The 13,156-nt window shown below is 40.8% G+C and carries 7 protein-coding genes; all 7 read right to left on the reverse strand.

The genetic code is table 11. The annotated features are described in order from the left end of the window. On the reverse strand, window positions 1-1,046 hold a 1,046-nt coding region (gene rfbB / locus AAC006_RS16860; RefSeq protein ID WP_339891953.1), incomplete at its 3' end, for a dTDP-glucose 4,6-dehydratase. An 18-nt stretch (window positions 1,047-1,064) separates the two neighbouring features. Then, window positions 1,065-1,925 carry a dTDP-4-dehydrorhamnose reductase gene (gene rfbD / locus AAC006_RS16865; protein WP_339891955.1) on the reverse strand — a complete coding sequence of 287 codons (861 nt, stop codon included), beginning with the start codon at window positions 1,923-1,925 and terminating at the stop codon, window positions 1,065-1,067. Between the two features lie 9 nt (window positions 1,926-1,934). Next, window positions 1,935-2,480 (reverse strand): dTDP-4-dehydrorhamnose 3,5-epimerase, encoded by a 546-nt coding sequence (rfbC, locus tag AAC006_RS16870; RefSeq protein ID WP_013786182.1) that lies wholly within the window; start codon window positions 2,478-2,480, stop codon window positions 1,935-1,937. A gap of 60 nt (window positions 2,481-2,540) precedes the next feature. Further along, a complete protein-coding gene (rfbA, locus tag AAC006_RS16875) occupies window positions 2,541-3,419 on the reverse strand; it encodes a glucose-1-phosphate thymidylyltransferase RfbA (protein ID WP_013786183.1) in 879 nt (292 codons plus the stop codon). Window positions 3,420-3,636: 217 nt separating this feature from the next. Further along, complete coding sequence (locus AAC006_RS16880) at window positions 3,637-9,444, reverse strand: DUF11 domain-containing protein (protein WP_126871793.1); 5,808 nt, start codon at window positions 9,442-9,444, stop codon at window positions 3,637-3,639. A 315-nt stretch (window positions 9,445-9,759) separates the two neighbouring features. After that, complete coding sequence (locus tag AAC006_RS16885) at window positions 9,760-11,901, reverse strand: hypothetical protein (protein WP_339891958.1); 2,142 nt, start codon at window positions 11,899-11,901, stop codon at window positions 9,760-9,762. A 130-nt stretch (window positions 11,902-12,031) separates the two neighbouring features. Beyond that, window positions 12,032-13,147: a sulfotransferase gene (locus AAC006_RS16890; protein WP_339891959.1), complete on the reverse strand. Its 1,116-nt coding sequence runs from the start codon at window positions 13,145-13,147 to the stop codon at window positions 12,032-12,034. Between the last annotated feature and the right edge of the window lie 9 nt (window positions 13,148-13,156).

Below are 13,156 nucleotides of genomic sequence, written 5' to 3' on the forward strand. Positions count from 1 at the left end.
CTACCATCTAGTACCGCTTTCCACCAACCTTCGTTGTTTAAGTACCATTCAACGGTTTTGCGAATACCGCTCTCGAAGGTCTCTTGGGGTGACCACCCTAACTCGCGTTCAATTTTAGATGCATCAATCGCGTATCGCATATCGTGACCAGGGCGGTCTGCAACATAAGTGATTTGCTCTGAATACTTACTGTCTTTAGGTTGAACATCATCCAAAATGTCGCAAATTGTATTCACTACTTCAATATTTTGCTTTTCGTTATGGCCGCCTATGTTATAGGTTTCGCCAATTTTTCCTTCAAGAGCCACTAGCACCAATGCACGGGCATGGTCTTCCACATACAACCAATCTCGAATTTGATTGCCTTTACCGTATACAGGCAATGGCTTGCCTGCTAAGGCATTTAGAATAACTAACGGAATTAGCTTTTCAGGAAAGTGATACGGGCCATAATTATTCGAACAGTTGGTTACCAATGTAGGTAGCTTGTAAGTACGTAGCCATGAGCGCACTAACTGGTCGGAAGACGCTTTACTTGCAGAATAAGGCGAGCTTGGTGCATATGGCGTAGTTTCAGTGAATAACGGCAGTTCAGCGCCCTCTTCTACTTCATCTGGATGTGGAAGGTCACCATAAACTTCATCAGTTGAAATATGATGGAATTTAAAGCCTTCTTTTTTCACATCATCAAGCGTTGACCAATAAGCTCGAGCTTGCTCAAGCAAGGTATAAGTGCCTACAACATTGGTTTGAATGAACTCACCAGGGCCGTCAATTGAACGATCTACATGAGATTCTGCCGCTAAGTGCATAATGATATCGGGTTGATGGGTATTAAGAACGGCTTTTACGCCGTCGGCATCACAAATATCGACTTGTTCGAACGCATAGCGCTCGTTATCTGATACAGACAAAAGCGACTCTAAGTTACCCGCGTAAGTAAGCTTATCTACGTTTACGACTTTATGTTCTGTATAATTAATAAGATGGCGAACTACCGCCGAGCCAATAAACCCCGCACCACCTGTTACTAAAATTGTTTTCATACGTGTGTTACTCAATAATTATGCTTTTAACTCATCCATCATGGCAGACAATTGAGTACGCCAATGTGTAAGATTAAGTGATGAAAAAGTATCTCGTGTGCTGGTTTTATCTAGCACGCTATAATGCGGTCGTGAAGCCGGTGTGGGGTACTGAGAAGAAGGAATAGGCAATACCGGAATAGCCGAAGACAACAAACCTTTTTCAATACCAAGCTCTTGAATGGCTAACGCGAAATCGTACCAACTAGCTACGCCTTCATCAGTCCAGTGATATACACCTTGGGTTTTATTTTGCGCTGCACTTACGCACACTTCTGCCAACCCTTTTGCCCATGTAGGCGTGCCGATTTGGTCATCAATAACCGACAATTGAGGCTTATCTGCCATTAAACGCAGCATGGTTTTCACAAAGTTATTGCCATGTGATGAATACACCCACGCAGTACGAATTAAGCAACTTGCGTTAGGAAGTAATTCCAGCAAGGCTTTTTCGCCATCAGCTTTAGTTTTACCGTAAACCCCTTGAGGCTCAATAGTGTCATCAGTGAGGTAAGGCGAACCTTTGTGGCCGTTAAATACGTAATCTGTAGATACATGTACTAAAAATGCACCTGACTGCTTACAGTACTTTGCTAAATTTTCAACGGCAGTAGCGTTGATCGCGTGGCATAAATCGAAATCTTCTTCTGCTTTATCTACCGCAGTATAAGCCGCTGCGTTAATAATGACGCTTGGCGCTAGTTTGCTTAGCGTTTCAGATAATACCGATTCGTTGGTAATGTCAGTATCTTCAGGGCCTAAACATATAGTGTTTTCACCTAGAATACGAACCAATTCAAACGACAACTGGCCAGCATTGCCAATAACTACAATACTCATGTTTAATCCTTAAAACGTAGGGGCATCAACGAAAGCGACGCCATTTTCATCTTTTCCAGATAAAGACGGCTTTTCACCGTTAACTAAAGGCCAATCGATGTTTAAAGTTGGGTCGTTAAACTTAACCGACACTTCTGACTCAGGGTGATAGTAGTCAGTACACTTATATACGAACTCAGCAGACTCACTGGTTACATAAAAACCGTGAGCAAAACCTGCAGGTACCCATAGTTGACGTTTATTTTCAGCCGACAGTAAAACGCCGACCCACTTTCCATACGTAGGTGAATCTTTACGCATATCAACAGCAACATCATATACTTCGCCGCTGACTACGCGAACCAATTTACCTTGGGTCTGCTCCAACTGATAATGCAGCCCACGAAGGATTCCTTGGCTGGATTTTGAATGGTTGTCTTGCACAAATTCAACGTCTGCACATTCTTTTTTAAACCAGTCGGTGCGAAAGGTTTCAAGGAAGAAGCCGCGTTCGTCGCCAAATACTTTTGGCTCAATGATTTTAACGTCTGGGATGTCTGTTGCTATTGCTTGCATGTTTTACTTAATTCCGTTGGTAATACTGTGTACTTGAAAAGTACAACGCACTTAGTAGCCTTACTTAACGCGGTCGTTGATTACTTTTAGTAGGTAATCGCCATAGCCACTCTTTTTAAGTGGCGCCGCTAATTGCTCTAACTGTGCTGCATCGATGTAACCCATTCGATAAGCCACCTCTTCAGGGCAACACACCTTTAAACCTTGGCGCTTTTCAATAGCAGCTACGAAGTTTGCTGCATCTAACAGAGAATCAAGCGTTCCTGTATCAAGCCAAGCAGAACCACGCCCCATTAATTCAACTTTTAAGCTGCCATCTTGCAGATAAAGATTATTAAGGTCGGTAATTTCAAGCTCACCACGGTGTGATGGCTTCACTTCTTTAGCAAAATCAACCACACGATTATCGTAATAATATAACCCAGTAACAGCGTAGTTAGACTTTGGCGCTTCGGGCTTTTCTTCAATTGAAAGCGCGTTCCAGTTGTCATCAAAATCGACCACGCCATAGCGCTCGGGGTCGTTTACATGATAACCAAACACGGTAGCACCATGCTCTTGTTTAAAAGCATTTTGAAGTGAAAGCTTCAGGTCGTGACCATAATAAATATTGTCACCTAGTACTAATGTACAGCTTTCCCCTGCAAGAAACTCCTCGCCAATTAGAAAAGCTTGGGCTAAGCCATCTGGGGAAGGTTGAACGGCGTATTGAACATTAATACCTAATGCGCTGCCATCACCTATAAGTTCAATAAAACGCTGCTGTTCTTGAGGAGTAGTGATGATAAGAATATCTTTTATACCCGACATCATGAGTGTAGTAAGCGGGTAAAAAATCATAGGTTTGTCGTAAACCGGCATTAACTGCTTACTGACTACTTTTGTTAGCGGGTGTAGGCGTGTGCCTGAGCCGCCCGCCAGAATAATTCCTTTTCTCATTATATGCTCTTCTAATAAAACTAAGTTTAGAATTGATATGATAGCGAATAGTTAGCCTAAGTAACAGAGCCCATACAAAATCATAAACGCCAAAACTACTTTGGTTACTGGTTGTAGCGTTAATGGAGTAAGACTGTATTTTTCGTTTGTTATTTTTGCCCTGGCAAGGAGCAAAAAAAAACCTGAATAAATTCAGGTTTTTTTTGATACTTAGTGGTTAGTCGTTCATATACCTAGTTTGGGGCGTACCATCCAAGGCGTGCCCATATAACAACACATCTCGATGCCCGTCACCGTCTTTGTCATCTCCAACTGCAATCAAGGGTTTGGAAACCCAGTCTTTGCCAATAACAAACACTCCATAATCGTTATTAAGTGTATCCCTGACATTGAGCTCCCACACGCCAGTCGTTCGAAGACCATATAGCGCTATTTCAGCTTGACCATCGCCATTCAAGTCGCCCAATACATGGTAGGTTACTTGAGTCCATTTATTGGCCCAGCCAATGTTTGCATAAATAACATCTCGGTTTGCACCATTTTTAACAATGAATTGGTTCCGGTCCTGACTACCTCGATAACCAGATGCTGCAACTTCATCAATACCGTCGCCAGTTACATCAGGGATGATATGAAAATCGGCTGAATTTAGGTCTTCTGGCCATGCAAATATTCCCAACGAGCCGGAAATATCTGTTCCACTTTTAGTTAATAACTGCGGGCGGTTGTCGTCAGTTCGAATACCAAACATGCCCCAATCGTTTTCTCCATCACCATTTATATCCGACAACTCATGCCAACTGTTTTCTACCCAGTAATCTGGATAGTTGTAAGCTGGTAGCTTACCCTCGCTATCAGTTCCGTCAGTAATTTTAATCTGATATTTATCGTTTCGTAATAACTTTCCGAACAAACCAATTTCACGAATGCCATCACCGTTAAAATCACTTAGTTGAACATAGCCTGGCTTATCAAATAAACTTGGGTAGCTATAGGTCAATTCAGAATTACCATTAACCCCATTTTTGACCATAAGTTGCGGTCTAGCATCTTCAATGATAAAACGCCCCTCTAAAGCCACATCTTGTATACCGTCGCCTGTCACATCTTCTAATACGACAATTCCAGCTTCAAGCCAATTTGCAGGCCAGTTATATGTGGCAATCCGCGCTCCTGTAAGAGCATCACGTACATAAAGTTGAGGTTTGATAACGTCGGTATCGTTTTCAGATGTTAGATACATACCAAATACACCAATATTAACGAATCCATTCTCGTCAATATCATCCAGTACATACAACTGAATATCTTGGTACGCTGTAGGCCACTTTATACGCTTGATTAATGAAAGGTCTTCAATATTAACAATATCGATAGTGACAATACCTGCATGAATGGCAACTTCAGAAGCTAGTTCACTAGATTCCACGTACACCATAGCAACATCATCAATTCCATCGCTATTTACATCTCCAATGTTATCCAACACTTTCAATAAGCCATCTTGCGCAGAGTTAAATACCGTTGGCCGGTTATCTAATCTATCTATGATACCGTCGCCATCAGTATCATTACTATTAGGATCTAGACCTAATGCTATTTCCACACTATCGAATAGATTGTCAGTATCAGTGTCCTTAGGGTCACTATTATCTGGCGCAAGGCCATTCAAATATTCTTCAAGATTCGTATAGCCGTCACCATCTAAATCGTCGTCTGCATCAGTTGCATCCAACCAATTAGCAAAACCTGAATACTGAAGTTCCCAGTAATCTGGTATTCCGTCACCATCACTATCGTGCTCCGAGTCCACATCGAAATTACCACCGGCGCCCAACGTAGAGGTCATAACAATATCTGAACTGGGTGTAGAGCTATGCGTCACTCTTACAATAGAAGAAAGCAACTGGCCACTTTCAGGGGCCTGACTGCTTGAACGAAGGTAAGTATTTGCGTTGAATGATATGCTTTCTCCATCATCCATATTACCTAAACTAAAGTTCATCCAATCATATTCGTAACAATAACTTCCATTTGAACAACTACCGGTAGGGTGCTCACTAGCTGGCATGTAGGTTTTTCTTGCAGCCTTAACACTTAAGCTTACATCTGCAACTTGCACTTCACTGCCATTCACTACATCGAGGTTCAATATATATTTACTGTCTTCCACCATGGGAACGGTGTAACTATTATTAATTGACAGAGCAACCCCTGCACTTTCCTGCACAATAACAACATCTGACGCTATGCTGATAGCACCCAAGTTGGATGAATTAAGCAATTTACTTTCCACATGTAAGAGCTCTCCATTAGTTGCACTTGCTGAAATTGCTAGCGTAAGTGACTCTTTCCTCCATGTGCCTATTGGTATATCACCCAGAGGCCAGTACACTTTATCATCAATAACTTCGTACAACCCTGAAGCGCTGACAAATGCCATATTTTCTGGTATTTGAGTAATTACCATTCCGTTTTCTACCACATCCTCAGACGGGTTGCCGATGGCCACCGAAAATGTGACATTGTCTCCTGGATCTTTTATTGCTCCGTCACTTTCAATGTTGACTAGGGGCTTAAGGCCGTCATATTCGCTTCCACGTAAAATGGTTGGGTTAGCACTTAATGTATAACTAGCACTTTGGTCTGAAACCATTACATGTGAAATCCAAGGACTCCCCTCTACCGCATTCGATGCGTAAATAGGTAAGTAAATAGTGCGAGATTCACCCGGTTGAAGTTCATCAAAGGAATAGGTTAACCAGTCTCTAACATAATAATAGGATGAAGATATGGCTGGAGCACCATTGTTTGGTCTTACGCGGCTGCCATAACCAGGAGACAAAACAACTTGAACGTTGGTCTTAGACGTTTCGCCATTATTTGAAATAATGTATCGATAATGTGCATCGTCTTCATTGCCTTCTTCCCAACTTGTACCTGAAGTGGCTACCGCAAGCTGTAAACCGATGTTATTCTGTAGAACTACCGCTTCACTTGCGCGTGAAATGCTTGCCCCTCCTGTATTCAATGTAGCTTTAACAAGAACGACATCGCCTTCCGATAATTCGTCATCTGTAATTGCAGTGAAAAAGCGCTTTCCATTATTAAGTGAGTTAACGGTTCCTATATCCCAGTAAACTTTACCTGATGAGAAATACCCATTATCGCTAATGTCTGTAACCGAGAGTTCATCTGGGATATCTACAATTAATTCAACATTTTGTGTTGCAGAAGACGCTAAATTAGCGAAAGTAGCTTCATACTCAACCTTTTCACCAACCGAAACAGTTTGCTTATCGGCGGATATTGAGGTTAATAAGCTAGCACTACTGTCATAAGTAACCGTAGGTCTCATTGCTTGAATGTAGCTGCTACTGCCGTCGGTCAATACAGCCTGTGAATCTAAAATCATGCCATCTGTAACTTGTCCCGTTGTTAAAAAGGGAATAATTACTGTTTTTGATTGCCCAGGATCTATTTGGCCTAAATCATAGCTAAACCAGTCGGCCATATATTTGTTGCCGTAAAATGAAGGGAGGCTTTCATAAGAGCCCAAGTAGGACCACCCCGCCATACTAATAAATAGTTTCACGTCTGTTCTAGACAATAGCCCATTGTTTGTGACGTTATAGCGGTAAAAAGACTGCTGATTAGGTGTACTCACATCACCAGTCACACTAACGTATAATTCAAGATCTCTATTATTATTAATTGAGTTTATTACCGTACTGTGAGCGACAGCCTCACCGCCCACCTTAGTTGTTAAATGCGCTTTTCGAGTAGTGCCATCTACTAGTCCAATTGGAACATGCATTTTCACGGAGCGCTTTGTGCTTGTTCCTGAATTTACAGTATTAAGACTCCAAGAAATGGTATTCCCTTCATAAACTCCACCATCACTTATATCTGAAACCGTGAAGTTTTGAGGTACATCTAGTTCTACTGTTACATTTTGTGTAGCTGTAGACGATGGATTACCTACAGAAACTTCATACTCAAAGACATCACCAGCGCCTACAACCTCTTTACTCGCAACCAATGTGGCGATAAGCGTATCTTCGATTTTATTTATGATGGTAGGTTTTGTTCCCTGCACGAAGAATGACGTGGCATCAGAAAGAAAAGCTGTGGTTTCCCAAATTTGACCATCGATAGCGTTACTTCTTTGAATAGGTAAGGTAACGGCTTTCGTCTCTCCAGCATTAATCTGCCCTAAACTGTAACTAAACCAATTTCCATAGTATCGGTTTCCGTAGTTACTAGGTAAGTCGTCGTAACTCGTTACAATCGAATTTTTTGCCAGCTTTAAATATAAAGTGACATCGGTTTTAGCTAGTTCGCTATTGTTAGAAATTATGTACCGAACCCATGTAGCTTGATTGTCGCTATTAACGTCTGTACTTAACGCAATGTCTAAACCAAGGGATTGATCATCGTTGATGAATACTATCTCGCTTCCATCACTTAATATTTCATTGCCTAGTTGCGCTGTAATATTTGCTTTTAATTGCGTTCCGTTTTCAAGCCCCTCATCACTAACTACATTGATGCTTCTCTTGTTATTTACACCAGAGTTTAGGGTACTGTAAGTCCAGGTGACGGTATTACCAACGATGGTGGCGTCGCCTTCAGCCGATACTACTGTTACATTCTCTGGCAACTCTGCAATTATATCTATATTTTGAAATGCAGTTGTTCGTAAATTTCCTAAGGAAACGTCATATCTAAACTCTTCATCTGCAGCAACTGATTGCTTACTTGAAGATATTGTTAGTGCCAAGGAGTCGGTTGTATCGTATCTAACTGTAGGTTTAATTGCTTGCCAAGAATCTAACTCATCAATTGTTAGAATAGCTTGAGAAATGAAAGGCTTACCATCTGTTTCATTATATGGCCTAACCGGAACGTAGATAACCTCTGATTCGCCGGGTGCTAATGCATCCACCGTAAAATAAAACCAATTGCTATTATACTTATTGCCGTAAAATGTAGGCATAGATTCATAGGATGCTAAGTAGCTGCCGGTGCCCATTAATACCGAGAGTGTCATAGCTGATTGTGTTGTTGTACCATTATTAGATATTACATATCGATAGTCAGTGCTGGTAGCATCGGTTTGCAACCCACCGGATACGGCAACGGAAAGCTCTACTCCACTATCATCACCTATAACTACATTTTCTGACGTAGTTTGTTGCACTGCGCTCGAACTCGTCTGTGCCCAAGATACTTCAGTGGTATAAATTGACCCCGCAGAACCTGCAGGTAACTGAACAGAAAAGTATCTTCTTTCACTTTCGCCTATGTTTAGCACACTAGAACTGTCCCAAACGACTTTACCATTAGACAACACGCCGTTACCCGATGCGGAAACGAAAGTCGCACCACTAGGAATGTCAGCTGAAATATATTGTCCTACAAACCCTGAAGTTCCTACATTTCCAAACGTTATTTCGTAGTCAACAACATCATTTGCCTTAACTACTTTTTTACTAGCGGAAACCGACATATGTATAGTTTGTGCAGCCACAGCTAGCGTTGATATCTCATCTATTATTGCGTTGGCAGTTCCTGAATGAGTAACTGAAGCAATGAAACTTAGAGAATTCCCTGTTTGATCTGCTAAATTACTTGAATAAAAAGGGATAACTAATTCAACACTTTTTCCGGCAGCTAATGAGTCAAATATCCAGTAAGTTGAGCTACCAGAAGAGCATGTATTACACCCTGAGGCTTGAATGGACGCTTCCGCTCTGGAAAATCGCCAGCCAGAAGGAATACTCAAGTCTAAACGTACATTTGTTCGAGTTACATTATCGGTATTAGAAATTAAGACCTTGTAAACCAACCTACCGTTGCTGTCTTTTTGGTAATTCTCCAAGCTGCTTTTCACTTCAATTGCAGATACTGACATAGAAATAATTAGTGCAGTTAGAAACGCTATACTCCTCAGTAATAACATTACATAACCGCTTGCTTGGATTCGAGACTGCTCTATCCACAAACATCCTGAAATACGCATAATGAACTCCGTCTAAAAAATACGTCTGTTTTTATTTGGATGGGAGGCTTTTGAACAACTTATTTTCATATTATCGAATAGAACAGGTAGTCGGTAATCAACGCGAAAAAAGCGACAGACACAATAGTTTCCCTACTAAAACTAAAATCTATTAAGTAGGTTTTTTTTTCAACACTAAGGTAGTCATTTAACGCCACTTAAGAGAATATAGCCGTAGATAGCATGCTGAATTATATTCACTTTGTTTAAATAAATTTACTTAACAGAAGTTTATTTGCCTTTGTGCTGAAAACTGGTGTACGTAGAAGTTATAAATTACTGCATAGTAATTTTTAGTTCATTTGAAAGCTTGACTATATCAGGCGATTTCCAAAATACTGGGCAACTCGACACCGCAGTATTTAGGCTAGATTTAGCCACGGCATCGTTACGAAGTAAGAAACCAATTACCGCGATTCTGATCGCTGTTGCGGGAGATAAGTGAGACTGAGTAGCGGCATACAATTCTTCTAAATTTTTGTTGTGAGATTCAATTTTACTTAGGCGTTCTGTACTTGTGAGCATGCTTATTTCGTAATACAGTCTATATATATCCATTTCTATCGACCTAAGCCCTAAAAGCTCATCTTGATGAATAATATCCAAAGCTTTTTGGTAATAGGTTTTGGCTGTAGCAAGCTGTTCCATGTGACGATACACGTCCGCTAAGTTTCCCCACGTCTGGTGAATGTTATTTTCATCTGATAACGATATCGACCACTTGATAGACTTCTCTGCTGCATGAAGCTCGTTTTCAAAAAAATAAACTCTACCCAACATTTCATGCCCAAGAGGCGATGATGGGAAAAATTGTATTGCCTCTTGATATCTACTTTTCGCTTCGGGTATATCACCCTGACAAAATAGCAGCGTACCTAGGTTTGTTAACAGTAGCACGTTTCTATTAATATGGGTGGCCGCATCTATGTGATTCATTGCTGAGCTAATATCTCCATTGTGAAAATCAACTAAACTTAGGAGATGGTGAATTCGCCAGAATGCAGGGTAAGTCGAAATAATTTTACTACTCAATAATTCGATTTCATTTAACAATAGCGCTTTTTCACTGTTTTCTTTCGAATATTCGAATTTTAAAAAAGCGATTTCATATAGCATTTGCGCCGAATTGTACTTTGCGTTTTGTAGTGCTTTTTTCATCATAGATAAAGCGCTTTTTAATGAGGCAGTACTCCTAAATAGCGCAAGGTTAGCTGCAAGCACATAAGGAGATGAAGGTGCTAACTCCAGTGCGTGTGAACATGCTTTACTGGCATCCTCTAGAACAATTTTTTCGTTTCCAGCCCAGCTTTCCAAAATGAGAGCTTCACATAAGCCGGCATACGCTTGAGCAAAATCTTTATCGCGCCTTATTGCAGCACTAAATCTGCTTTGTGCATGAATCGCCTGCTCATCTTGATAAGTCGTATCTAACTTTGCCCTTCCCTCTAAATAGAAGGCTAATGCTTCATTAGAAACGTTGAAGCCAAACTTGGGGTTAATTGTTATAGCCTCTTGCTTAAAAAATAATGAAACAACCTTTGCCACTTCGTTCGCAATATCGGTCATATATAAATTGAATTGCCCGCTAGATAAGCTTGTATTCCAAAGTGTGGTACTCCCTTTATTGGTCCAAGCAACTAAAGCGATGCTCCAAAATCGCCCCTCACTTTGCGTAACTATTTCTAGAACTGCATCGGCTCGATAGCGCTGTAGAAGTTGAAGAGGTGCGGTTTTAGAAGCTTTTTCACCTAAAATAGTTAGCGCAACTAAATCGCTATCAATAGCCTTAGCTGTAGCGTCAGCAAAAGAAAGCATAGAATCATTAACGGTTAATATAGCGGAGTAATGTTCGAATGAGGGGTCGTCTAGTAAGTTTAGAGGCTCGTCTGACTTGATGAATTCAGGTAATAAGTATGTAACCGAGAAAAACAGCCCTAACCCGAAACTGCTTACTATGAAAATCCAGAAAAAATTTTTCTGAGGTAAATATTCTGTGCTGTGAAATTCACTAGAGGAAACCGTTTGGCTGTAGCCGTTATCGGATTCGGTTTCGCGAGTAGAATATTCGGTATCCAAATGCGCTTTTTCGAGAACGCCAGTTACCAATTTACTTTCTTCTATCGGATCACCAGAAGAAGAGTCGCCTGCATTTCCTTTTTTATTATCTGACTCTTGAGATGTTTGATACAACGTATAGGCTTCTACACCTAATACGGAAGCTACACGTTGTAGATTATAGGGTGAAACAGGAACACCTCTAAAAACTTTACTTACGAGATCTTTTGGAACAGTGGTCGATTCTTCTTGTTTAGCGATAGCTTTAGCAAGCGCAATCTGCGTTTTAAAACCAGCTTCTACCATAGCTTTTTCTAAACGTTTACGAGAAGCAACCACTCCTCTTTTTCGGTGGACGCTCATAGTCTTCTCAAACTCCCTGTAGAGAGATTACTAAATGTGCTTATTTACCACTTTACATCTGTTTAATATTTGATCAAGCCTTTCCAGTCACTAAGCTACCCAATGCATTCACGTGGCAGCCTAAAATGAATTACACAAAATAGGTATTATCTAAGGAATATCCTGACCTTTGCATTTCATCGTTACAGATATCTTTGAACACCGCTTTTTGCTCTTCGCTCCACTTAACAGATTCTAAAGACGAAGCACTAAAATCACTACTACCTGTTTTTTGAGGCGTTTCGGTAGCTTGATAATGCAACATACGTTCATATGCCGAATTATCTAAATTTAAAAATTGTGCTAATGATTTGATCACTTCTGAAGGATTTTTTGCTAGACGGAACTGCTCTACATCCATGAACCAGTTTTGCGCTTTAAAGTATTGGCTGGAAAGCACTTGTTTATTTCTACGCCATAAAAGCATTGCTTGGCGCCATTGTCTGCAATGCCCCTCGAAAGGAACTTGAGGAAACTTTCGAAGTCTCGATTCGATATTTTCAATACCACGCCTTTGGCAATAAATAACTTTAGCATTCGGATACGCTAACATTAAAATTGGTAACGAATTCAGCATGGGTATGCCAGGAGTTTTATCGATAAAAACTTTACCCGGATAATAGCTGCTATACAGCTCTCTAAATTGCTGTACTTGCAACGCTTTCACATAAATGGACTCTACTTCCCAAGTAAGCGTACCTTTGTTTCCCGATGCCGGAGATTTTTTTACGTAGTCGGTAGCGGTGGTTACTAGTGTTGCTAGCAACTCTGCCATATGGGATTCTCCATGACTTTTAATGCCCATTCCCCGTTGTAACATATTACCCACTACGGTAGTTCCGCTTCTAGGTGAACCTAGTACAAACACTGCTTGAGGGAGATCAAAAGAGGGAAGTAACGCAACATGAAAAACCGCAACCGATGATGTAGTGTGAACCAAAACTTTTAACACTACTACTTTAGATGGAAGGTCTTCTAACCCTAAGGTAATCTTATTAATTGATTTGTCGAATTCGATGTTCGATAGATTTTGCTCGCCATGTAACAAGGCAGAGTGCGAAGCAATAGATACTTCAACATTATTTATATCGCCTAACTCTATGGATAGCTGTAACGAAAGTGACGAAGTTGTTAAACCTACAGCGGGCCCTTCGAAGGGGATAATTGAAGCTGTGTTGTCTGCCTCAATAAAATACGACCACTTCATTTTATGGCT

The organism is uncultured Alteromonas sp. (genome assembly GCF_963976965.1).
GTDB classification, from domain to species: domain Bacteria; phylum Pseudomonadota; class Gammaproteobacteria; order Enterobacterales; family Alteromonadaceae; genus Alteromonas; species Alteromonas naphthalenivorans.